The 22,239-nt window shown below is 62.5% G+C and carries 20 protein-coding genes; 9 read left to right on the top strand and 11 right to left on the bottom strand.

Annotated elements, in window-relative coordinates; translation table 11 throughout:
- Positions 1–51: 51 nt before the first annotated feature.
- Together OUZ30_RS00930 and OUZ30_RS00935 are read right to left on the bottom strand one after the other, a co-directional pair.
- On the bottom strand, positions 52–1,515 hold the full coding sequence (locus OUZ30_RS00930) for a DUF2252 domain-containing protein (RefSeq protein ID WP_266180280.1): 1,464 nt from the start codon (positions 1,513–1,515) through the stop codon (positions 52–54).
- A gap of 319 nt (positions 1,516–1,834) precedes the next feature.
- The gene (locus tag OUZ30_RS00935) at positions 1,835–3,172 is read right to left on the bottom strand and encodes an MFS transporter (RefSeq protein ID WP_266180281.1); all 1,338 of its coding nucleotides are present in this window, start codon (positions 3,170–3,172) and stop codon (positions 1,835–1,837) included.
- Positions 3,173–3,320: 148 nt separating this feature from the next.
- On the opposite strand from OUZ30_RS00935, the gene cyoA reads away from it, so the two are divergent.
- From cyoA to OUZ30_RS00960, 5 genes are read left to right on the top strand one after another with little or no spacing between them, the layout of a single operon-like run.
- Positions 3,321–4,289: a ubiquinol oxidase subunit II gene (cyoA, locus tag OUZ30_RS00940; protein ID WP_266180282.1), complete on the top strand. Its 969-nt coding sequence runs from the start codon at positions 3,321–3,323 to the stop codon at positions 4,287–4,289.
- A gap of 36 nt (positions 4,290–4,325) precedes the next feature.
- Entirely contained in the window at positions 4,326–6,329 is a 2,004-nt protein-coding gene (gene cyoB, locus OUZ30_RS00945; RefSeq protein WP_266180283.1) for a cytochrome o ubiquinol oxidase subunit I, read from the top strand.
- Positions 6,330–6,336: 7 nt separating this feature from the next.
- Positions 6,337–6,960, top strand: coding sequence for a cytochrome o ubiquinol oxidase subunit III (gene cyoC, locus OUZ30_RS00950; RefSeq protein ID WP_425601502.1), 624 nt, complete (start codon positions 6,337–6,339; stop codon positions 6,958–6,960).
- Positions 6,957–7,355 (top strand): cytochrome o ubiquinol oxidase subunit IV, encoded by a 399-nt coding sequence (cyoD, locus tag OUZ30_RS00955; protein ID WP_266180285.1) that lies wholly within the window; start codon positions 6,957–6,959, stop codon positions 7,353–7,355. Before cyoC ends, cyoD begins: the two co-directional genes overlap by 4 nt.
- Positions 7,356–7,389: 34 nt before the next feature.
- Complete coding sequence (locus tag OUZ30_RS00960; protein WP_266180286.1) at positions 7,390–8,193, top strand: SURF1 family protein; 804 nt, start codon at positions 7,390–7,392, stop codon at positions 8,191–8,193.
- A 33-nt stretch (positions 8,194–8,226) separates the two neighbouring features.
- Here the strand turns inward: OUZ30_RS00960 and OUZ30_RS00965 are convergent, their stop codons facing one another.
- The 3 genes from OUZ30_RS00965 to OUZ30_RS00975 form a co-directional block, all read right to left on the bottom strand.
- Entirely contained in the window at positions 8,227–8,667 is a 441-nt protein-coding gene (locus OUZ30_RS00965; RefSeq protein WP_266180287.1) for a hypothetical protein, read from the bottom strand.
- A 294-nt stretch (positions 8,668–8,961) separates the two neighbouring features.
- The gene (locus OUZ30_RS00970; protein WP_266180288.1) at positions 8,962–9,558 is read right to left on the bottom strand and encodes a GNAT family N-acetyltransferase; all 597 of its coding nucleotides are present in this window, start codon (positions 9,556–9,558) and stop codon (positions 8,962–8,964) included.
- 311 nt (positions 9,559–9,869) lie between these two features.
- Complete coding sequence (locus tag OUZ30_RS00975) at positions 9,870–10,076, bottom strand: YdcH family protein (protein WP_266151005.1); 207 nt, start codon at positions 10,074–10,076, stop codon at positions 9,870–9,872.
- A 100-nt stretch (positions 10,077–10,176) separates the two neighbouring features.
- On the opposite strand from OUZ30_RS00975, the gene ttcA reads away from it, so the two are divergent.
- From ttcA to OUZ30_RS00995, 4 genes are all read left to right on the top strand, one after another.
- On the top strand, positions 10,177–11,040 hold the full coding sequence (ttcA, locus tag OUZ30_RS00980; protein ID WP_266180289.1) for a tRNA 2-thiocytidine(32) synthetase TtcA: 864 nt from the start codon (positions 10,177–10,179) through the stop codon (positions 11,038–11,040).
- 29 nt (positions 11,041–11,069) lie between these two features.
- A complete protein-coding gene (locus tag OUZ30_RS00985; protein ID WP_266180290.1) occupies positions 11,070–12,269 on the top strand; it encodes an amino acid aminotransferase in 1,200 nt (399 codons plus the stop codon).
- Positions 12,270–12,428: 159 nt separating this feature from the next.
- The gene (locus OUZ30_RS00990) at positions 12,429–13,346 is read left to right on the top strand and encodes a recombination-associated protein RdgC (protein WP_266180291.1); all 918 of its coding nucleotides are present in this window, start codon (positions 12,429–12,431) and stop codon (positions 13,344–13,346) included.
- 216 nt (positions 13,347–13,562) lie between these two features.
- Positions 13,563–14,333, top strand: coding sequence for a M48 family metallopeptidase (locus tag OUZ30_RS00995; protein ID WP_266180292.1), 771 nt, complete (start codon positions 13,563–13,565; stop codon positions 14,331–14,333).
- Between the two features lie 7 nt (positions 14,334–14,340).
- On the opposite strand, the gene OUZ30_RS01000 is transcribed toward OUZ30_RS00995, so the two are convergent.
- The 6 genes from OUZ30_RS01000 to OUZ30_RS01025 all read right to left on the bottom strand — a co-directional run bounded on the left by OUZ30_RS01000 (position 14,341) and on the right by OUZ30_RS01025 (position 22,233).
- A complete protein-coding gene (locus OUZ30_RS01000; protein WP_266180293.1) occupies positions 14,341–15,567 on the bottom strand; it encodes a porin family protein in 1,227 nt (408 codons plus the stop codon).
- A complete protein-coding gene (locus OUZ30_RS01005; RefSeq protein ID WP_266180294.1) occupies positions 15,564–17,870 on the bottom strand; it encodes a putative bifunctional diguanylate cyclase/phosphodiesterase in 2,307 nt (768 codons plus the stop codon). The genes OUZ30_RS01000 and OUZ30_RS01005 overlap by 4 nt, the downstream gene beginning before the upstream one ends.
- 30 nt (positions 17,871–17,900) lie before the next feature.
- Entirely contained in the window at positions 17,901–18,572 is a 672-nt protein-coding gene (locus tag OUZ30_RS01010; protein ID WP_266180295.1) for a cupredoxin domain-containing protein, read from the bottom strand.
- Between the two features lie 180 nt (positions 18,573–18,752).
- Complete coding sequence (locus tag OUZ30_RS01015) at positions 18,753–19,754, bottom strand: alpha/beta fold hydrolase (protein WP_266180296.1); 1,002 nt, start codon at positions 19,752–19,754, stop codon at positions 18,753–18,755.
- Positions 19,755–19,850: 96 nt separating this feature from the next.
- Positions 19,851–21,716 carry a M1 family metallopeptidase gene (locus tag OUZ30_RS01020; RefSeq protein WP_266180297.1) on the bottom strand — a complete coding sequence of 622 codons (1,866 nt, stop codon included), beginning with the start codon at positions 21,714–21,716 and terminating at the stop codon, positions 19,851–19,853.
- 217 nt (positions 21,717–21,933) lie between these two features.
- Entirely contained in the window at positions 21,934–22,233 is a 300-nt protein-coding gene (locus OUZ30_RS01025; RefSeq protein ID WP_266180298.1) for an EF-hand domain-containing protein, read from the bottom strand.
- Positions 22,234–22,239 lie beyond the last annotated feature (6 nt).

Below are 22,239 nucleotides of genomic sequence, written 5' to 3' on the forward strand. Positions count from 1 at the left end.
TCCAGCGCGAAGACGTCCGTGGCTCGCCATGGTGGGTCAGCCGCTGCTGCCTTAGTCGATCGTTGCGGCCTGGATGCGTCCCGCCCTGGCTGCCTTGACCATGGCGGCATGGTCGCGGTCGTTTTGGTCGGCGTAGGCCACGGAAAATGATGCGATGGCGTCGGCGAAGGCATCGCTCTTGCCGAGGTAGGCGGCCAGAAGCACGGCATCTCCTGATCGCGCGTGCGCCCGTGCCAGGGTGTGTGCACACAGTCGGCCATAACGACGCAGGTTCGCCGCGCCCATCAGTTCGACCTGCGGCGAGATCTTGGCGTCGCGTAGTTGGCGTATATAGAAATGGCGCTTCGGCCCTTCCGTCCAGCCAAGGAAAATATCGCTCGCCGATTGCATCAGCCGCTGGCCGGCAACGACGCGTTGCCCCTGGTGCGCATAAGGGTTCCTGCCGACAAACGGGTCGATCACCGACTGCCGCGCCTCCTTGAACTGCAGGAACAGGGGGTCGCCGCTACCGGATACGAACAGGATGATGCCGCAGTAGGTGCCCACGCTGCCAACGCCGACGACCTTGACGGCGGCGTCGACAGACTCAAAGCGCTCCAGCAGGATTCTTCGTTCCGGTTGCAGCGAATCTAAATAGAGCTCGAATGCGCGCGCACGCACTTCCGGGCTGATCACGTTTTGCATTTCGGCGTCGTGATAGAGCAAGGGTGGCTCGTCCTGGATCCGTGCAGGAGAGCCGCCAGTCACCGTCAACTTGACGAATTCCTTCATGTGAGCGGTGTGCTCCTTCGCCTTGCGCACGTTCTTGCTAGCCAGCTTTTTCATCTGCTCGTCCTGCATGCGGCCGATCACCGCCTCCAGGTCGATGTGGTCATACCAGGCGTCGAGCAGCGGCATGTCCGCGTACTCGGCCAGGTGGTCACGATACGAGGAGGCGGCCGCCCACGCGATGTCCTGCGCATCATCAGCCGAGCAGGCATTGGCGCGCGCAGCGACGACTAGGCTGGCGCAGAGCCGCTTCACATCCCATTCCCACGGACCGATGGTGGTCTCGTCGAAATCGTTGATGTCGAATACCAGCTTGCGTTCGGGCGTGGCAAAGCCGCCAAAGTTCACCAAGTGGCAATCCCCGCAGATCTGCAGATGGATGCCCGTGTTGGCGGTCGAGGAAAGATCACTGGCCATGATCGCGGCAGCGCCCCGGTAAAAGGCGAAGGGCGAAGCCATCATGCGGCCATAACGGATCGGCACCAGCGACTCGACCCGGCCTTTCGATGTTTCGATCAGGATATCGACGGGGTCCCGCCGGGGTTTCGGCGCCCGCCAGCCACCCAGCGACTTTCGTGAGCACTTGTCACGTATGGCTCTCGCCATTTCCTGCCTTATTTCCACCGCTTGATGAAAGCTGTCCTGCGACAGGTGCGAACCTTTGCTTGCCGCAGACTTGGGCTTGGCGTCACGGGCCTTGTGCTTGGATGCGCGCTTGGCGGTGCGCTGTTCGGGTGCGGCGGACATGCGTGCCCCCTCGTCGGAAAAGAGCGTGGGTCGAAACGGGCTGGCCTACTGACCAGTGCTCCATTTGACACCTGGGCCAGGTAAAGAAAAACCGTAGAACTACGGTGAATCGCACGAAGTCGTGAAAACGCAGCCTCTCGGCGAAAGGCCCGACGCGCTGGCTGCGTCTCGGGTTTTGACCAGAGGCGCCTCGTCGCTCTCCTTGATCCGTAAGTGATGCCGTCTCTCACGGCGCGCACGCCCTCGATGGGCGATAAGCAAGAGTGCATCTGGCTGCTGGCTGAGTGCCACCGGGTCCCGCTGACCATTTCGTGGCAAGTCAGTCGCGTGTTGCCAGTGCGCGATTGACCCTCAAAGCCACCAGTGTGCAGGCCACGCCGGAGAGAAGATAGGCGCTGACGGCGACCAGGCCGAATCGGGTCGACAAGCCGAGCGCCACCAAAGGTGCGAAGGCTGCGCCGATCAACCAGGCGAAGTCGGTGGTCAATGCTGCGCCGGTATAGCGAAAGCGGGACTCGAAATTGGATGTAACGCTGCCGGCGGCCTGGCCGTACGACAGCCCAAGCAAGGCGAATCCCACGATGATGAAGGTGTTCTGCGCGTGACGATCGCCGCCCAGCAGCCAGGGTGCAAACAGCGCAAAGATGCCGATCAGCGCGGCGGCCATTCCAAGTGTAGTGCGGCGGCCGATGCGGTCGGCGATGAGTCCGGATGCGATCACCCCAAGAATGCAGGCCACGCCGCCGACGATCTGCACGACCAGTACGGCGTCGATCGATTGCGTCGTGCCCAGCGAAATCCAGGACAGCGGAAAAATCGAGACCAGGTGGAAGAGCGCGTAGCTGGCCAGTGCGGCAAAGGCGCCAAGGAAAATATTGCCACCCTGTGCGCGCAGCATGTCGAACATGCCGATGGGTTCGAGCTCGCGCTCTTCCATCAATCGCGTGTATTCCTCCGTGACGACGAGTCGCAGCCGGGCAAACAAAGCGACCACGTTGATCGCGAACGCGACGAAGAACGGATAGCGCCATCCCCAGTCGATGAAGTCGTCGTGGTCGAGGTTGGCATGCAGGAACAGGAACAGGGCGCTCGCGACCATGAAGCCGATGGGCGCGCTCAACTGCCCAAGCATGGCGTACCAGCCGCGCCGTTGCGGCGGCGTATTGAGTGCGAGCAGGGATGGCAGCCCGTCCCACGAACCACCGAGCGCAATGCCTTGAAGGATGCGGAACAGGATCAGCAAGGCAATTGCCCACGCGCCAATGTCCTTATAGCTGGGCAGGAAGGCGATGCCTGCGGTTGCGCTGCCAAGCAGGAACAATGCGATCGTGAGCTTGGTGCCACGACTCCACCGGCGCTGGAAAAGCATGAACACAGCGGTGCCCAGCGGCCGCGCGATGAAGGCCAGTGAAAATATCGTGAAGGCATACAGCATGCCGTTCAACTGCGTTTCGAACGGAAACAGGACGGTCGGAAAGACCAGCACGCAGGAGATGCCGAACACGAAGAAGTCAAAGTATTCCGACGTTCGGCCAATAACCACGCCAATGGCGATTTCGCCCGGCGCGACCTTCGCGTGAGTCTGCAAGCGCCGGATTTCCTCGGCCGTGGTGCCGCCGGGCGGGCGATGATCTTCCTGCATGGTGCTTGACATCATCGTTACTCAGAATGAGGGAGGATGTGGCCGCCGCAGTATGGCACCGCCGCGCCTCACAGCGTTATTGGAAAGTGGCCTGTTCCGGTATCGCGCCGATTGGCGTACCGTTTTCAACCATCCTTTGTCGGTTGCGTCGTCGGTTATGTCCATGAAGGCTCTCCGCGGACTGCTGCTACCTATCGCTACCTTGCTCACGGGCTGTAGCACCGTGCTCATGTCGCCGTCCGGCGACCTCGCGCTGCAGCAACGCAACCTGATCATCATCTCGACACTGCTCATGATGATCATCATCGTGCCGGTGATCGCGCTCACGCTGCTGTTTGCATGGCACTACCGGGCGTCCAACAAAAAAGCCACTTACGATCCGGAATGGTCTCATTCCACCATGCTCGAGCTGCTGATCTGGTCGGCTCCGCTGCTGATCATCATCGCGCTCGGTGCGGTGACCTGGGTCAGTACGCACAAGCTTGACCCGTTCCGTCCACTCGAACGCCTGTCGTACGGCCGTCCAGTTCCAGCGGGTGTCGAACCGTTGACGGTCGAGGTCGTAGCGCTCGATTGGAAGTGGCTATTCATATACCCCGAGCAAGGCATTGCCACCGTGAACGAACTTGCCGCGCCAGTGGATCGTCCGATCCAGTTCAAGATTACGGCGTCGACGGTGATGAACTCGTTCTTCATTCCGGCCCTGGCCGGCCAGATCTACGCGATGCCCGGCATGGAAACCAAGCTGCAGGCGGTGATCAACAAACCCGGTGCGTTTCAAGGCTTCTCGGCCAATTACAGCGGCGAGGGTTTTTCAGGCATGCACTTTCTCTTCCACGGCGTGAGCGAGGAAGGGTTCGCCCAGTGGGTTCAGCGTGCGAAAGCCGACGGCGGTTCCCTGGATCGTGAAGCCTATGTGAAGCTCGCCGAGCCAAGCCAGAATGATCCCGTACGTCGTTACGCAGCGGTAGAGCCAGGTCTTTTCCTGGCGATCGTCACCCGCTGCGTGCAACCCGATAGTCCCTCGTGCATGAAGCCCATGAAGGTGCAGGCTGCGGGCAACGAGGGTGCCTCTCGCGCTGACCAAGAACCGGAAGGCGTGAAAGCCATCACCATGGCCCATCCCAAGTGATCCCACTGACCGTCTAATCGCGCTGCGGTGTCCAAGATGTCTGACCATCTCGACCTTACCAAGCTGATCTTCGGTCGCCTCACCTTGCAGGAGCTGCCGCTGCATGTGCCGATCGTGCTGGGGACGTTCGTCGTAGTGATGCTCGGCGCCATCGCCTTGATTGGCGTGATCACCTATTACCGCTTGTGGGGCTACCTGTGGCGGGAGTGGTTCACCAGCATCGACCACAAGAAGATCGGGATCATGTACATGATCCTGGGCATCGTAATGCTGCTGCGTGGTTTCTCGGACGCGATCATGATGCGTGCGCAGCAAGCTATCGCCTTCGGTGATTCAGCGGGCTATCTGCCGCCCGAGCATTACGACCAGATCTTCACGGCGCATGGGGTGATCATGATCTTCTTCGTTGCCATGCCGATGGTGACGGGCATGATGAATTTCGTCATGCCGCTGCAGATCGGCGCGCGCGATGTGGCGTTCCCCTTTCTCAACAACTTCAGTTTCTGGATGACCGTCGCCGGTGCGATGCTGGTGATGTCATCGTTGTTCATCGGCGAATTCGCCCGTACCGGCTGGCTGGCCTATCCACCGCTGTCCGATATCGCGTCGAGTCCTGATGCGGGCGTGGATTACTACATCTGGTCCTTGCAGATTGCGGGCATCGGCACCTTGCTTTCGGGCATCAACCTGCTGGTAACCATCATCAAGATGCGTGCGCCTGGCATGACATTGATGAAGATGCCGATCTTCACCTGGACGGCGCTGTGCACCAATGTGCTGATTGTCGCCGCCTTCCCGGTGCTGACGGCCGTGTTGGCCATGCTGGCGCTGGATCGCTACGTAGGCACCAACTTCTTCACTACCGAGCTTGGCGGCAACGCCATGATGTACGTGAACTTGATCTGGATCTGGGGCCATCCCGAGGTCTACATCCTGGTGTTGCCTGCGTTTGGCATTTTCTCCGAAGTGACCTCCACCTTCAGTCGCAAGCCGCTGTTCGGTTACGCGTCGATGGTGTACGCCACGGTCGTGATAACGGTGTTGTCCTACTTGGTATGGCTGCATCATTTCTTCACCATGGGCTCGGGTGCCAGCGTCAATTCGTTCTTCGGCATCACCACGATGATCATCTCGATTCCCACGGGAGCAAAGATCTTCAACTGGCTGTTCACCATGTATCGCGGCCGCGTGGTGTTCGAAGTACCGATGCTATGGACGGTGGCCTTCATGGTCACGTTCGTGATTGGCGGCATGACCGGTGTGATGCTGGCGGTACCACCGGCAGATTTCTCACTGCACAACAGCCTGTTCCTGGTCGCGCACTTCCACAATGTGATCATCGGCGGCGTGATATTCGGGCTGTTCGCGGGAATCAACTATTGGTTCCCGAAAGCGTTCGGCTACAAGCTCGATCCGTTCTGGGGCAAGTGCTCGTTCTGGTTCTGGGTGGTGGGTTTCTATTTCGCCTTCTTCCCGCTGTACTGGCTTGGTTTCATGGGCGTGACGCGCCGGCTTAGCCACTTCGACGATCCTTCGTTGCAGATCTGGTTCCAGATCGCCGCGTTCGGTGCCTTCCTGATCCTTCTCGGCATCTTCAGCATGCTGATGCAGTTCTGGGTCAGCTTCCGCCGTCGCCATGAGTTGCGCGATGTCACGGGCGATCCCTGGGGCGGACGCACGCTGGAATGGTCGACGTCGTCACCGCCGCCACAATACAACTTCGCGTTCACCCCGCAGGTGCATCAGGGCGATGCGTGGTGGCAGATGAAGCAGCACCACTATCAGCGGCCGACAGATGGCTTCCTGCCCATCCATATGCCGTTGAACACATCGGCCGGCATCATTCTCGGCGGCCTTAGTTTCGTGTTTGGCTTCGCAATGATCTGGTACATGTGGCCACTGGCGGCCGTGTCCTTCGTGGCGCTGCTGGCGGTGGCCATCGGCCACACCTTCAACTACCACCGCGACTACTACATACCGGCCGACGAAGTGCACCGCGTCGAAGCATCCCGCTCAGAGCTGCTGGCCAACCATGTCTGACACATCGATCACCATGGCGGCAGGCGGCGGCTCGCCGGAGGCCTTGAGCTTCCACGTGGCGGGCGATCATCACCCGGAGAACGGCACTTTGCTGGGCTTCTGGGTGTACCTGATGAGCGACTGCCTCATCTTCGCGTGCCTGTTTGCGGCGTACGGCGTACTTGGCCGGGAATTTGCGGGAGGACCGACCGCTGCCGAGGTTCTCGAGCTTCCCACCGTTGCGATAAACACGACGCTGTTGCTGCTGTCATCGATCACCTATGGCTTTGCGGTGCTCGAAATGCAGCGCGATCGGCAAAAACCGATGATGTTGTGGCTGGCCATCACCGGGCTGCTGGGTGCCGGATTCATAACGCTGGAGCTGAGGGAATTCGCGCACCTGATCTCGATCGGCGCCGGTCCGCAGCGCAGCGCCTTCCTGTCATCGTTCTTCGCTTTGGTTGGGACGCACGGCCTGCACGTAAGCAGCGGTATCCTGTGGCTCATCGTCTTGATGGTACAAGTGAGCAAGAAGGGCCTGATTTCAGCCAATAAGCGGCGGTTGATGTGCCTGTCGATGTTTTGGCATTTTCTTGACCTTGTATGGGTCGGCGTCTTCAGCTTTGTCTACCTGATGGGGGTGCTGCCATGAGTGCTCACACCGAGTCGGAACATGGCCACGGCGAGACCGCTGAGCATGCTCACGACGACCTGGGCATCCATGCCACCCTGAAGGGGTACCTCACCGGCTTTGTGCTGGCTGCGATCCTCACTATCATTCCGTTCTGGTTGGTGATGAGCGGCGGCTTCGAAAAGTCGAGCACCACGGCCCTCGTGGTGTTGGCGTTTGCCGCGGTGCAGATCGTGGTGCACATGATCTATTTCCTGCACATGAATACGAAATCCGAGGGTGGCTGGAACATGTTGGCCCTGGTCTTTACCATCGTGCTCGTCGTCATCACCTTGAGTGGATCGATCTGGATCATGTACCACCTCAACAGCAACATGATGCCTTCGCAGATGCAGGATCCGGCGAACCTGCCGTGACGCCGCGCGCAGATAACGCGATCATCGCTCGGTCATGACATCCACCACGGCACCACCTGACGAGGTCGTACGCGGCCCGCGAGGTCCACTTGGGCTGAGCTTGCTCGCAGCCTTCGCGCTGCTGCTGTTCGCTGGCTTCGTGGCCCTGGGTACGTGGCAGGTCAAGCGCCTCGCCTGGAAGCGCGATCTCATCGCCCACGTCGATCAGCGCGTGCACGCGCCTCCCGTCGCCGCACCGGGTCCTGAGCAATGGGCCCATGTCACCGCCGATGCCGATGAGTACCGGCATGTCAGCCTCACCGGCGTGTTTCTGCATGATCGGCAGACGTTGGTATGGGCCGCGACCGATCTGGGCAGCGGCTATTGGGTAGTGACGCCGCTACGGATGGCTGACGGCGACATCGTGTTGGTCAATCGAGGCTTCGTGCCGACCGACTGGTGCGCTCTGCGCGGCCAATGCGCGCCCGGGCCTGGCGGCGAAGTGACGCTTACCGGTCTGCTGCGCATGAGCGAGCCGTCAGTGATGCTTCGTCGCAACGATCCCGCGCAAAACCGCTGGTATACGCGTGACGTGGCGGCGATAGCCCAAGCCCGGGGGCTGCAGCGGGTTGCGCCTTACTTCGTCGACGCCGACGCTGCGCCGACTCTTGCAGCGGATGGCAAACCCTCATGGCCGACAGGTGGCCTCACGGTCATTGCCTTCCCCAACAATCATCTCGTCTACCTGATCACCTGGTACCTGCTCGCCCTGATGGTGGCGGCCGCCGCCTTCTACGTGGGGCGCGAGGAATATCGCCTGCGACGCAAGGCGCGAGCCGGGGCAGGTCAGTCAATTTAATCGATGCTGCGCTTTGACGGCCGAGCCAAGGGATCAGAGCCCGAATGATTCGAACAGCGGCGAGAGCTGCAATTCGCCTGCAGGTTCCGCAAACGTAGCAGCCGCGGCATCGAGCAGTTGATGGTCTACCGGGTGCAAGGCGTAGACGTGCGCGTTGGAGGCTACTTCATCGAGGATCAAGCCAAGCGCGAAGGTGTACGAGGATCGAAGCGCTTCGTTGTTGCGATAGGCCTCAAGACGCGTGCCGGCAGCCAAGGCAATCGCGGCAATGGCAACCCGATGGGGTTTCGGACCGATCCTTCCTTCAAACAGCTCAGGCTTCTGCGCCCACACCTGGGTCACCAGTTGGCTGGCGAGGGTCTTGGGATCGCCTTGCAGGAGTCCGATCCTGAGCTGCTGATCCAGCAGCGATTCGATGGCGGTGACCGCCTCGGCGCTGGTCCCGGCGCTGCCCTTGGCTTCGAAAAGGTCCACGATCGTGCTCCTTCCTGGCCGCGGTGCCGAGCACGGGCATTCCGCGCTCGCCCGAGGGCAGGGGGGATTGTCGCAATGAATTACGCTGTGGACGAGACTTTCTTTCGATATAGAACCAAACTTTGCGATGACCGTCGCTAAACGGCAGGATCTTGGCGGTCAAAACCTCGGTCTTTTCCTCTGACGAACGCCGCCCAGACGGGTGCTTGTGCAGGCTTTCTGAAGGACGCCTGCCGTTTCTGTCGCCGTCGCACGCTTTGCCGCCAAGGCCATTCCGATGGCGATCCTGGCAACTCAGCCCGCCAGCCGCTCCAGTCGCAAGCTCAGCCATCGCGATACGTCCGGCCATTCACTGGCGATGACGCTGTAGCACACCGTATCTCGCAGGCTGCCATCCGGGCGCCGCTTATGTGCGCGGAGCACGCCATCACGACGTGCGCCCAGGCGTTCAATGGCGCGCTGCGAGTCGAGGTTGCGACCGTCGGTGTGAAACTCCACCGCCACGCAATCAAGCGATTCGAAGGCATGTCGCAACAACAGGCGCTTGCAGGCCGTGTTGACGTGGCTTTTCTGCCAGCGCCTGGCGTACCAGGTATAGCCGATGGCAATGCGAGGTAGTTCCGGCGCGAATTCGTAGAAGCGCGTGGTGCCGATGATCTCGCCCGTCGTCTTCTCACGTATCGCGAACGGCAGCATATGGCCCGCAGCATGTCCCTCAAGTGCCTTGGCGATGTACGAGGCCGCTTCGCCCGGTGCAGGGGCACTGGTAAACCACAGTTTCCACAGCTCGCCATCGGCCGCCGCCGCTTCCAGTGTGGGCGCGTGCTCCATCGTCAAGGGTTCAAGCAGAACATAGGCATCTTGCAGATGGAGCGGGGCGAGCGAGGGCATGGGGTCTCCGGTACGACTGAAGTCATCCACGTAGACGATAAGCGAGAGCGGACGCTATGTCTTCAATGCCGCCGCCACCACCAGTACGCGCGGCGATACAGGCGTAGGCGTAGGTGCCGGCATAGTTTGGTACTCAGGCAGTACCAACGCCTTCGCCAAGCGGCGAAGGGTGCGTACGCTATTGCTCTGGGTACTAGAAGGCCTATCTTTCGCTTCGCCTTCGGCCGGGTGCCCGGCGACTGCGCATCCATATGAGCAAGACAAAACGCAGGACTTTGGTCCCGCGCTTTTTTTCGGGGCGATTTTCGCGTTCAGGCGTCCAGATCGGGAATCAGCCTGCTTTCCAGGCGCGCGATGTGGTCTTTCAACAACAGCTTGCGCTTCTTGAGCCGGGTAAGTTGCAACTCGTCGCGTCCGAGCGAGTCGGCCAGGTGCTCGATGGCAACGTCGAGATCGCGGTGTTCGACACGTAATTCGGCCAGCAGATGGGCGATCTCGGCTTGGTCCTGGACCTGCATGTGGGCGGCGGCAGCTAGGTAATAGTGGCCGATTGTACCGCTGACGGACCGCGGGCGGTCAGCCGGCTACAATGGGAGGCCGACCCGCTCGATCCTGATCATGTCCGCCCAGCCCGACTCCACTCGCAAGCAGCATCACGAGGCCGCCAAGCTGGCCAAGCGCCTGCGCCACCAGGTGGGCCAGGCCATTGCCGACTTCAGCATGATTGAAGGCGGCGACAAGGTGATGGTCTGCCTTTCCGGCGGCAAGGATTCTTACACCTTGCTCGACATCCTGCTGTCACTGCAGGCCAAGGCGCCCGTTCGCTTCGACTTGATCGCGGTGAACCTGGACCAGAAGCAGCCCGGGTTTCCCGAGCATGTGCTGCCGGAATACCTCACCGGGCGCGGCGTGCCTTTTCATATCATCGAGCAGGACACCTACAGCACAGTCACCCGCGTCATCCCCGAGGGCAAGACCATGTGCAGTTTGTGCTCGCGCCTGCGGCGCGGTGCGCTGTATCAGTGGGCCGCCAACAACGGTGTCACCAAGATCGCGCTAGGCCATCACCGTGACGATATCCTCGCCACGTTTTTCCTGAACATGTTCTATCAGGCCCAGCTCAAGGCCATGCCGCCCAAGTTGCGCTCGGACGATGGCCGCCACGTGGTGATCCGGCCACTGGCCTATAGTCGGGAAAGTGATATCGCCGAGTTCGCGACGCAGCAGCAATTTCCGATCATTCCGTGCAATCTTTGCGGGTCGCAGGAAAACCTCCAGCGCAAGGCGGTTCGGCGCATGATGGAGGACTGGGAAAAGCAGCAGCCGGGGCGTAGCGAGAATATTTTTCGCGCGCTGGGGCAGGTATCGCCCTCGCAGCTGGCTGATCGAAATCTGTTCAACTTCGCCGCGCTCGGTGCGCGCGAAGGTAGTGCCCGCGCCGAAGCGCGTCAGTGGCTTGCCGGTTCGCCGGACGAGTCGTGAACCCCTCAACTTACCCAACGAGTAGCGCCGTGTCTCTTTTTGCATCCGTTGAAATGATCCCGGGCGATCCGATCCTGGGACTCTCCGAGGCCTATGTCGCCGATGCCCGTCCGGGCAAGGTCAACTTGGGCGTGGGCATCTATTACGACGAACAGGGCCGTATCCCCGTGATGCGCGCTGTGCGCGACGTTGAGCAGGCGCTGGCACGGGAAGCCAAGCCGCGTGGCTACCTGCCGATCGACGGCATGCCGGCTTACGATCAGGCTACCCAGAAGCTGGTGTTCGGTGCGGACTCGTCGCTGCTCGCTGCCGGTCGCGTGGCCACTTCGCAGACCATCGGCGGTAGCGGCGCGCTGCGTATTGGCGCGGATCTACTGAAGCATGTGCTGCCGAACGCCAAGGTGGCCCTCAGCAATCCGAGCTGGGAAAACCATCGCCTGGTGTTCAGCTCGGCCGGCTTCGAGGTGGTCGATTACGCGTATTACGACGCGGCGACGCATGGCCTGAATTTCGCCGGCATGCTGGCGGACCTGGACAAGCTGGAGCCTGGCAGCATCGTGCTGTTGCATGCCTGTTGCCATAACCCCACGGGCGTGGACCCGACGGCCGAGCAGTGGAAGCAGGTGGTCGCGCTGGTGAAGGCGCGTGGTCTGATGCCGTTCATCGACATGGCTTACCAGGGCTTCGACAAGGGCATCGAGGCCGATGCGATGGCGGTGCGTCTGTTCGCCGAGTCGGGCATCGAGTCGTTCGTCGTGGCCAACTCGTACTCCAAATCGTTCTCGCTGTATGGCGAGCGCGTGGGGGCACTGTCCTTCGTCGGCAAGGATCGCGAGGAAGCCTTGCGCGTACAGTCGCTGGTCAAGCGCACCATCCGTTCCAACTACTCCAGCCCCGCCACGCATGGCGGCGCACTGGTGGCCGCCGTGCTCAACAGCGCCGAGCTGCGTGCAGTGTGGGAGCAGGAGCTGAGTGAGATGCGCGAGCGCATCCACGGAATGCGCGCCGGCATGGTGGAAAAGCTAGCCGCGGCGGGTGAGCCGCAGTACGGCTTTATCCAGCAGCAGGCAGGCATGTTCTCGTACTCGGGCCTGAGCAAGGCCCAGGTCGATCGCTTGCGCGAGGAGTACGCCATTTACGCCGTCGGTACGGGGCGCATCTGCGTGGCGGCATTGAATCGGGCGAACCTAGATACGGTGGTGAACGCCGTCGCTGCCGTCAGCCGCTGAGCCTCGAATTACCTCACCGTCGTCCCAGCGGCTCTCAACAGCCGAATGGCTGGTCAAGCTGGGACCCAGTGCCTTTTGCGCATAGCTAATCACGCTGGATCCCAGCGCACGCCCCCCTTTCGGGGTTCGCTGGGATGACGGCCTAAGAACGGATAACGAATGTTTTTTCGCAACCTCACGCTTTTTCGCTTTTCCCCCGCCGTTGCCGAAGATTTGAAGCGCCTGGACGAGGCGCTGCTCGAGCATCGCCTGCGTCCCTGTGGTCCCCTGGAAATGGGCACCAAGGGTTTTGTGGCACCGGTGGGTCGCGGCGAGGAAGCGGCGCTCACCCACGTGGTCAACGCCTGCACCATGGTGACCGTGGGCAGCGAGGACAAACTGCTGCCCAGCTCCGTGGTGAACGACGAACTTCACCGCCGCGTGCAGAAGATCGCTGAAGAAGAAGACCGCAAGGTCGGTGGCCGCGAGCGCAAGCGCATCAAGGAGGATGTGCTCAACGACCTGGTCCCGCGCGCCTTTATCCGTAGCTCGCGCATGAAAGCCTATGTGGACAGGAAGCATGGCTGGCTGGTGCTGGACACCTCCAGCCGCAAGTCGGCCGAGAATGCATTGACCCAGATCCGCGAGGCCCTGGGCAGCTTCCCCGCCGTGCCGCTGGCGCCGGAAGAGGGCCCGCGCGTGCTCATGACCGACTGGCTGGCCAACGGTAACTTGCCTGCTGGCCTGACCCTGGGTGACGAGGTGGAGCTGCGCGACCCGGCCAGCGCCACCGGTGCCATCGCCAAGTGCCGCCGCCAGGATCTGGACAGCGAGGAAGTGAAGGAGCACCTGCGCAACGGCAAGCAGGTCTTCCAGCTCGGTCTCATCTTCGATGAGCGCATGAGCTTCGTGCTCGGCGAAGACCTGATCGTGCGCAAGCTGAAGTTCCTCGACGTGGTCCTGGACGAGATGGGCGATAGCCATCAGGACGCGGCTGCCGAGGCCGACGCCAGCTTTGCCCTGCTCACGCTGGAGCTGGAGCGCCTGCTGGGCAAGTTGGAAGAGTGGTTCGGCCTGCCGCGGCCGGCTGAGGGCTGAGCGGCCCCTGTTTTACCCCTGATGCCACCCCCGCTGGGTGGTTGGCATTTGGTAAGTCATTATTTATGTTGAATTTATCGCCATCGGTCCGCACGGACGCTCCCGCGCGGCCTGAGGGCGAGTCATGGCCCGTCTTGCGAAGCCTGCATGCTTCCCCCACATCAGCTAGGGGACACTAGCGGCCGGGACGCCAGGTAGCAGCAGGGCAGGCGGGACATGACGCAGCATCTAGAAGGCGATTGGCTGGAACTGGCGACTGCGAGCGGCACGACGATCCGTGTGCTCAAGGCCGCGCATCCGCGTGCCCGTCGCTTGCGTCTTACGGTGACGCCCAAGGGCGCGCGTCTGTCGTATCCGCACGGCACGCATCCGGCCCAGGTGTCGGCATTCCTGCGCCATCACGCCGACTGGCTCGAGCGCAAGCTCGATGAGCTGCATCTCATCGTCAAGCCGTTGCCACCGTTGCGCGTCGGCGTGCCCACCGAATTTCCCTTGCGCGGTGAAACCGTGCTGCTGGATTGGGCCGAAGGTCCCTACCCTCGAGTGGAGGCGAGCGAAGGCACGATCACCCTGGTGATTCCACGTCCACACACGCGTGCCGTACCCGTGGCGCGTGGACTGCTCGCTTCCTTCTTCGAAGCGCAAATGCGTCGCGACGTGTCGCGCTGGCTCGCCGGCTACGTGCCGCAACTCGGTCTCGCGCCGACGGCCTTACGCATCCGTGCGATGAAGAGCCTGTGGGGCAGCCTGGATACACGTGATCGCATCAATCTCGATCTCGCACTGGCGCTGGCGCCACCCGCCGCACTTCGCTACGTGCTCGCCCACGAACTCTGTCACCTGAAGGTGCGCAGTCATTCGCCGCGCTTCTGGGCGCAGGTGGAAGGCATCTTTCCTGACTGGCGCGAGCAGCGCGACTGGCTGCGCCTCAACGGCGCGTGGTTGAAGACCGAGCTCGACCGCCTGATTGCAGACGTCGCCGACTGAGTCTGGATCAATAAATCAGGCGTACGCCAACTTGCGTCTGCGTATCGGAATATCGGGTCGGCAGTCCCAATACCCGCAGCGCCGAGCGCGAACCTTCGATGTGCAAGACTTCAGCGGTGAAGCGCAGCCACGAGCGTGGCCGCCAGTTGATCGCGGCCGTTACCGCGTTACCGCTTTCGCCCAGTCCCAGCGGGGACCCGTTGAGGTCCTCGCCGGTGCTGAAATGATCGAAGCGTAGCGCCGGCCGCCAAGCGCCACGATTCCACCCAGCGAGCAGGAACGCGGAGCGAAAACGCGTCGTGCGGTTGGCGCCGGGTGCGGTGTCGATCTCGGTGCTGCCGTCCATGGCCTGCGCTATCCATGTCACCGGGCCGGTATCGGTGCGTGCACCTGCACTCCAGAAAACGGTGCGCCACGCGAAGACGTCGGGTGAACCCTCGTAGTCCGTATGCGCAGCCGGGTCGGCGCGATTGTCGTAGCGCATGAGGGTCAATTCGCCGACTTCGGTCGAATGCCACGTCAGGGCTGCATACCAGCCCCAACGTCCATCGATCTCCTGGAACGGGTCGTAGCGCGGGTGGTCGGGGTCGCCGAACGCGTTGACGAAGGCATCGGGTTCACGCAGGGAGCTGCCCAAGCCATAGGTCAGATCACTCAACGACCAGCCGCGAACAGCCAGCAAGGTCCCGGCGGGATCGTTACCCTTGAACAGCGAGCCGGTGGCTTCGAGGGTGTTGTCGGTGCCACGCCATTCGAGCTGCCCCTGCAGACCCTTCGCGCGCAGTTCCTCACCGACCCAGCTGTTGATGGCCGACGGTGTGAGCGTCCAGGGGCTGGTCCAGCCGATGGCGTCGTTTTCCAGCGAGATGGGCGGCAGGAAGGCGCCGGCCTTCACTGACCAACGCCAGGCGCTGGTGGAGACGGGCCGATAACGCAGATAGGTTTCGACGACGTCGAGCGTGTGGCGGTCGGAGGTTTGATACTGCACGTCCGCATAGACAAGCCACGCGGGTGTCAGCTGTGCCAGGCCGATCAGCGCCGCACCGCCGAAGCGGGGCTCGGTGTCGCCTCCGCCGAACCGCGCCTTGCCGAAGCCACCCTGCGTCCAGCTGGTCTGGTCGGGCGCGGCAACGAGGCGTTCATCGATATAGGCGTGGAGGCTGGCATCCTGCGCCGCGGCGACACGGCTCAGCGCCAGCGCGAGCAGGCAGGCACAGCCCACCGCACGCGTCATTGCGTGGCTCCGACCTCGAATCCGATGGCGAAGTGCTCAAAACTGTCAGTGTCGAGCGCCGGAGCAAGAAAATGACCCTGCGCATGATCACAACCTATCTTGGTGAGATAGGCCAAGGCCGCGGCATCCTCGACGCCTTCGGCGGTTACCCCATAACCGAGTCGATGCGCGAGCTCCACGATGGAGCGCACGATCATCCGGTCGTCTGCATGCGTGGCAAGACCCTGCACAAACATCTTGTCAATCTTCAATTCGTGCACCGGAAGCTTTCGGAGATAGGCAAGCGATGACTGGCCCACTCCAAAGTCATCGACGGCGATACGCAAGCCTAGATCGGCCAGCTCGCGCAGGACTTGAATCGCGATGACCGGCTCGCCGATCACCGCGCTCTCGGTGATCTCCAGTCGCAGTCGCTCGACCTTCACCCGATGCAAGGTGAGCAGATGCGCGACGCGCCGTGGCAGTTCGAGATCGTGCAGATCGCGCGCCGACAGATTGACCGCAATATGCCAGTTCAATCCCTGCGCCGACCAACGCTGCAATTGCGAAATGGCGGTCGCCAGCACCCAGCGTGTCACGCGGTGGATGTTGCCGGTTTCCTCGGCCAGCGTGATGAAGGCATCCGGTGGCACGAAGCCGAGCTTGGGATGCTGCCAACGAATCAGCGCCTCGGCGCCATCGATGACCTGTTCGCGCAGGCTCATTTTCGGTTGATAGTGCAGCACCACGTCGTTGCGTTCGATGGCGTCGCGCAGGTCACCCATCAGCGACAGGCGTTCGGGGCGATGCGGATCGCTGGCTGCATCGTAGAAGGCCACGGCTTGCGGTACCCGCAAGGCGGCAAACAAGGCTATCTCGGCCCGTTGCAGCAACTCGCTGGCGGCACGGGCGTGGTCCGGATGCATGGCAATGCCCACGGCCGGCACCGTATCGATCGAAACGTCCGGCTCCTGATAGGGCTTGTTCAGCACCTCGAGCAAGTGCAGCGACAGGGCGATGGCCTCGGCCCGGCCCGCATGCGGCAGCCAGATCAGAAAGGCGGTATCAGAAGCGCGCGCGGCGAAGCCTGCCGTGGCCGTTTGCCGGATCCGCTCGGCCGCATCGCGCATGAGTCGTTCGCTCAGCGCATGGCCCACGGTCTTGATGATCTCGGGAATGCGGGTGAGGCCCACCATCAACACCGCGCCTTTGTCTTGCTCCTGCAGACTTCGCTGGATGAAGGCTTCCGCGGCGGTGCGGTTGGGCAGTTCCGTGGTGGCATCGTGCAGGGACTGAAACCGGATGCGGTCTTCGCGCTGACGAATCGACTGGGTCATGGTGGAGAACGCCGTGGCCAGTTGCCCCAGTTCATCCTGGCGTTCGACCGCGGCTGGCGCGCTGTAGTCGCCCTGCTCGATACGCCGCACGGAGGCCGCCAGCGCTTCGATCGGCCGAGAGACCCCACGCGCTATCAGCCAGGCACCGAGCAAACCCAGCACCAGGCCCAGCGCGAGCAAGCCGAGCCATGTCGAAAGGACCGAATGGTACGGACGCAGCGCATCATCGAGTGAATAGCCAATCACGGCCTGGACGGGCGCACTCTCCTGCAGTGGGCTTAGCGGCCGCGCCAGCACCAGATACTCGTGCCGGCCGACCTTTTCGAGGGCGGGTTGGGGTGTCAGGGATGACAAGCCACCCATCAGATCGACGCGTGAATCGCTGCGGGCGACCACATCCCATCGGGACGCCTGCGTCCGCGCCACCAGCTCGATGTCCTTGGGCAGCGCCGATAGATGCTGCATGCGCGCCAGAAAGGCATCGTCGATAGGGATGCCGGCGCCTATCAGCGCGACCGGCTGCGGTGCGTAGATCGGTACCACCACCATCCAGTACGCCTTGCCGTCCAAGGCCACCACGGCAGCCGTGCGCTGGCTGAACGCACGATCGATCAGGTCGGGAAAGGGAAAGCGCTGTAGCGAAGACGATCCGCCAAGCGTGTCCACTTGGATAGTCCCGTCCAGTCCCATCATGAGCATGCGCGACGCACCCACGCGCCGGCCGTGATTGCGCAGCACCGAGAACACCGTGTCCTTGTCATGCTGCGCGATGGCGGCGCGAAGCGCGTAATCGAGCGCGAGGATCTGCACGCTTTCGGCCACGCGGGAAGAAATATCGTCCAACTGATCGACGAAGGCATCCGCCGAGACCGTGAGCTGGCGCTTACCCTCGGCGACGAGCTGGCGGTGGGTGACTTCGGAAACCAAAACAGCCGTCAGCGCCTGCACCGCGACGATCGTCGTCACGACGAACAGAGCCAATCGCATGCGGAATCCGATGATGGCCATGGCTGCCGGTCAATACCCCAGGTGTTCGCGGTCGATCTGCAGGCGCGGATCGGGGATCAAGGACAAGGCCATCGTGATGGGGTCCGGAGACGTGTTCCCATCGAGATGGATGGCACGCACGACGTCGGGTCGCCCGGGGTGCAATTGCGGATGCCATAGATGCAGGGTGTATTGACCCGTCGGGAGGCGCGGCAGGGTGATCTGTCCGTCGGGTCCGGACACGGCGATGTTCTCTGCATCGGACACGTACAGGTACGTGATCATGTGATCGTGGATGTTGCAGCCGACCGCAGCGATGCCGGTGTGATCCAGGGGCAGCGGGGGCGAGCTTTCGCCCGGTCGCAACACGAACTCGAACGACTTGATCGGTGAGAACGAGTAGACGTGATGGCGCGTGGTATCGCTGTTGCGGAAAACCACCATGTCGCCGGGCCGGAACACCTGGACGTAGGGACGAAAGGTCTCATCCTTCTGGTCGATGATCCTGGTGGCCGAAGCAGGGCGCTCATTCGAGGACAGTTTGGCCGAATCGAGCGCCGGGGCATCGCGCGTCACGGTGAGCACGGCGTCGCTGACGGGCTTGCCGTCGCCGCCGATCACCTTCACGGTCAGATCACTCGCTGCTGCCGGCCATGCGATCGGCAGCACGAAGGCCATGACTATCATGCGTAGCCAACGCATCGATATTCCCCTGGGTTCCCCGCGGGCTAGCCTACAGCACCCGGCGGGTTCGCAACCACAGGGGCTGCCCCCCAGGCTTATGGGCCGGCTTTAGTGGCGGAGAACTGGCGTCCGGCGCCACGCGGGGCGCCGGGGCCAAGGCCGGCAAGGGGCAGGCTTCCTACGGCCGGGCTTGCGTGCTCAGTGCGACAGCGCAAACGCGGTCAGGATGCGCGCCGTCTCTTCCGGCTTCTCCAGGATCGGCATGTGATTGCAGCCGGTCAGTACGCTGGTGCTGATGGCGCTGGCGTTCTTGAGGCCGTTGCGCAGGCTGTCGAGGGCGGAGATATCGACGATCTTGTCGTCGTGGCACCACAGCCCCAGCACCGGCAGGCTCAGCTGGTCGAGACGGTTCTGCACCGACAGGTACTGCGAGGGTTCGCGCAATTCATTGAACGTGTGTTCGATGAAGGCGCGGTTGGTCTGGTTGCGCTTGACCAGTACGTCGACGAAGCGACCTGGCATGGAGGGCGGCGTGACGAAGGCCAGCGAGGTGGCGCGTTCGAAGCCTGCGCGATCGTCATACACGAAGGGATTCTTGCCGGCCATCGCCGCGCGCGAGAAGTCGTTCTCGTTGGTCTTGAGGCCAAACGAGCTCAGCAAGGCCAGCTCGGCCACGTGTTCCGGGTGCTCGGCCGCGTAGACGCCGGCGATCGCACCGCCCATGGAATGGCCGATCAGTACAAAGTGCGGCAAGTGCAGGGCTTCGACGAAGGCCTGCAAGCGTGCCGCCTGCGCATCGATGTTGTAGCTGGCGCCCTCGACGCGGCTGGATTCGCCCCAACCGGGCAGGTCAGGTGCGATCACGTGGAAATGCGGCGTCAGCAGCTCGGCCTGCTTGAGCCACGCTTCCTTGCTCGCGGCGAAGCCATGCAGCAGCAACAGCGTGGGGCCCTGACCACCTTCGAAGTACACCCAGTTCGTATCGCCGACCTGCACCGAATGCGTCTCGACATGGGCTGACATGGCCTGCCGCTTGATCTCGGCCTTCATCAGCCATTGCGGCGCGAACAGATAGGAGCCGCCCAGCCCCACCGCCAGCAGCATGGCGACAAAGGCGAGGAACTTCAGCCGGCGCAGCGCCAGGCGCTGCCACAAGGGGCGCGTTGAAGTCGGGGCCTTGGGCGGAGTCGGTGACGTCATGGGGTGTGCTCGTTGGGCGAGAGAGAATGGGCGCCGTGGTGGCGCGACCATCGATGGCGTCGCCCGCCTCCTTTTGCAAGGAGGCGGGCGCAGGTCTTACTTCTCGGTCTTGTCGCCCTTCTTCGCCTTGGCGAACACGGCCTCGACCGCTTGCTGCGTCATCGGGTGATAACCCGACTTGGCTTTGGCGTAGACCTGCTCAGCATAGGCGAGGCCTTCCGGCGTCTTGGCGAAGGCCTTGTACAGCGGCATGGTGAGGTACAGGCGGCCGATGCGGCTCATGTGCTCGGCGGCGGCGCTCCACACGTCCTTGTCGCCGGCGGCGATCGCATGGGTGTACCAGCGCATGCCGATCTCGGCGTTGGGCGTGCCGGTGAGATGCCAGGTCGCATCGAGCTGCTTGAGCTTGTCCAGCGGCGCCACGTCCGGCATGCCGTCCAGGAAGTACATCCACTCCTGCGTATTCCAGCCCTTGGCGTCGAGCTTGTCGGCGGCCAGGGTGCCGGCGAGGAAAGCGGCGCGTTCCTTGTCGATCGCATCGAAGCGCGGCGACGACGGCAACGGCGCGTTCTTTGGAATGCCCGGGTCGTACACCCAGGCCTTCACTTCGTCCCAGCTCATCTTGCCCGGATTCTTGTCGAACAGATTCGCCTTCAGGTAGTCCAGCATCTGCTCGGTGGTGATGCTCTGGAACGCGAAGTGGTTGAAGTAGCCCTTCAGGTACTCATCGAAGGTTTCACGACCAAAGCGCTGCTCCAGCGTGCGCAGGAACCACGAGCCCTTGTCGTAGGGAACTTCGGAAAGCGAATCGTCGGCGCCGATGCCGCGCGGCTCCGGAGCGAGGCGCTGCGAATTGACCGGCATCTCGCCGATGGTCTTCTGCAGTCCGCGTGCCGACAGCAAGGCTTCCTCATCGGCCAGGGTCTTGCCGTAGACGGCCTCGGTGATGCGGCCCTGCACGTACGTGGTAAAGCCTTCATTGAGCCATATGTCGCGCCAGGCGGCGCTGGTCACCAGGTTGCCCGACCACGAGTGGGCCAACTCGTGCGAGATCACCGAGACCAGGCTCTTGTCGCCCACCAGCAAGGTCGGCGTGGCGAACGTCATGTTCGGGTTTTCCATGCCGCCGAACGGGAACGACGGCGGCAGCACCAGCAGGTCATAACGGTCCCAGGCGTACGGACCGTAGAGCTTCTCGGCGCTGGCGATCAGCTTTTCGGTGTCTTCGAATTCCTTCGCCGCCTTGCCAACCACACTGGGCTCGGCATACACGGCTGAGCGCGGACCGGTTTCCTTCGCGGCGATGTCGCCGGCGGCGATGGCCAACAGGTAGGAGGGAATCGGGTGGGGCTGGTTGAATCTGAAGTTGCCATCGAGCGGATGGTTGGCGTCGTTGATCGCGCTCATCACCACGCGCACATCCTTCGGTGCGGTCACGTTCGCGGTGTAAGTGAAGCGAACTGCTGGGGTGTCCTGCAGCGGTACCCACGAGCGGGCGTGGATGGATTCCGACTGCGAGAACATGAAGGGCAGCTTTTTGTCCGCCGTCTGTTCCGGCGTCAGCCATTGCAGGCCCGATGCGGTGGGCACGGTGGTGTAGACGATGCGCACCTGCGCCGGCTGTTGCGGCGTGGCGATGGTCAGCTTGCTGCCCAATTCCTTGTCGCGCGGGGCCAGGGCGAACTTCAATGCATTGGCATGACCCTTGGCGTCGATGCCTTCGATGCTGGCGATCTTCAGGTCGCGCGTGTCCAGCGCCAGCGAGGTGGCCTTGGGGTTCTTCCAGTCCAAGGTCAGCGTGGCTTTGCCGTCCAGCTGTTTCTGCGGGAAGTCGATCTTCAAGTCCAGATCCAGGTGGGTCACGCGGACCTGGTCGGGCTGGGCGAAGGAATGCGGATCGGCGGCGAAGGCGCTCAGCGGCAGCACGAGGGCGCCGACGGCAAGGACATGTAACGGGCGCATCGGGGAGACTCCATCAGCAGGAACGCCGAGTATGCCATCGACGGTGTGACGGCCGCCGGTACCGATGGTCATCCTGGAAGGGATTCCCGTTCCCTCACCGTCATCCCAGCGAACGCTGGGATCCAGTGCCTTGAATCAAGAGCCGAAGTCGCTGGATCCCAGGTTTCGCTGGGATGACGGTACGTTTAGGCGGAGGCGCGGAACCGCGGCTCGAACGTCAATGCGTGGTGCTAGCCGGCGCCGGACGCTGCAGCGAACCGATGTAGTCGCGCACGTCCTGCTTGGACACGGCACCGCGGTGGGTCGTGTCGATCTGGTCGAAATGTGCCTTGATGAACGGCACCTTCTCGGCCTCTTCCCGGGTCAACAGGCCGTCATGGTTCTTGTCGGCGATGTCGAAGTTCTTCATGGCCTTTTGTGCCGTGTTGGCGATACCGCCGTAGCCCGATTGGGCATGGCTGGCCGCCACGGCAAGCAACATGGCGAGCATGGCAACGGCAAGACGGGTGCGATGCATGGCGAT

It is taken from the genome of Dyella humicola (genome assembly GCF_026283945.1).
Classification (GTDB): Bacteria; Pseudomonadota; Gammaproteobacteria; order Xanthomonadales; family Rhodanobacteraceae; genus Dyella; species Dyella humicola.

What these genes read in the sequence shown, in the direction of transcription:
- OUZ30_RS00930 (WP_266180280.1), bottom strand. Translation starts at nt 1,515, where the DNA reads ATGTCCGCCGCACCCGAACAGCGCACCGCCAAGCGCGCATCCAAGCAC.
- OUZ30_RS00935 (WP_266180281.1), bottom strand. Translation starts at nt 3,172, where the DNA reads ATGATGTCAAGCACCATGCAGGAAGATCATCGCCCGCCCGGCGGCACC.
- cyoA (WP_266180282.1), top strand. Translation starts at nt 3,321, where the DNA reads ATGAAGGCTCTCCGCGGACTGCTGCTACCTATCGCTACCTTGCTCACG.
- cyoB (WP_266180283.1), top strand. Translation starts at nt 4,326, where the DNA reads ATGTCTGACCATCTCGACCTTACCAAGCTGATCTTCGGTCGCCTCACC.
- cyoD (WP_266180285.1), top strand. Translation starts at nt 6,957, where the DNA reads ATGAGTGCTCACACCGAGTCGGAACATGGCCACGGCGAGACCGCTGAG.
- OUZ30_RS00960 (WP_266180286.1), top strand. Translation starts at nt 7,390, where the DNA reads ATGACATCCACCACGGCACCACCTGACGAGGTCGTACGCGGCCCGCGA.
- OUZ30_RS00970 (WP_266180288.1), bottom strand. Translation starts at nt 9,558, where the DNA reads ATGCCCTCGCTCGCCCCGCTCCATCTGCAAGATGCCTATGTTCTGCTT.
- OUZ30_RS00975 (WP_266151005.1), bottom strand. Translation starts at nt 10,076, where the DNA reads ATGCAGGTCCAGGACCAAGCCGAGATCGCCCATCTGCTGGCCGAATTA.
- ttcA (WP_266180289.1), top strand. Translation starts at nt 10,177, where the DNA reads ATGTCCGCCCAGCCCGACTCCACTCGCAAGCAGCATCACGAGGCCGCC.
- OUZ30_RS00990 (WP_266180291.1), top strand. Translation starts at nt 12,429, where the DNA reads ATGTTTTTTCGCAACCTCACGCTTTTTCGCTTTTCCCCCGCCGTTGCC.
- OUZ30_RS00995 (WP_266180292.1), top strand. Translation starts at nt 13,563, where the DNA reads ATGACGCAGCATCTAGAAGGCGATTGGCTGGAACTGGCGACTGCGAGC.
- OUZ30_RS01000 (WP_266180293.1), bottom strand. Translation starts at nt 15,567, where the DNA reads ATGACGCGTGCGGTGGGCTGTGCCTGCCTGCTCGCGCTGGCGCTGAGC.
- OUZ30_RS01005 (WP_266180294.1), bottom strand. Translation starts at nt 17,870, where the DNA reads ATGCGATTGGCTCTGTTCGTCGTGACGACGATCGTCGCGGTGCAGGCG.
- OUZ30_RS01010 (WP_266180295.1), bottom strand. Translation starts at nt 18,572, where the DNA reads ATGCGTTGGCTACGCATGATAGTCATGGCCTTCGTGCTGCCGATCGCA.
- OUZ30_RS01015 (WP_266180296.1), bottom strand. Translation starts at nt 19,754, where the DNA reads ATGACGTCACCGACTCCGCCCAAGGCCCCGACTTCAACGCGCCCCTTG.
- OUZ30_RS01020 (WP_266180297.1), bottom strand. Translation starts at nt 21,716, where the DNA reads ATGCGCCCGTTACATGTCCTTGCCGTCGGCGCCCTCGTGCTGCCGCTG.
- OUZ30_RS01025 (WP_266180298.1), bottom strand. Translation starts at nt 22,233, where the DNA reads ATGCATCGCACCCGTCTTGCCGTTGCCATGCTCGCCATGTTGCTTGCC.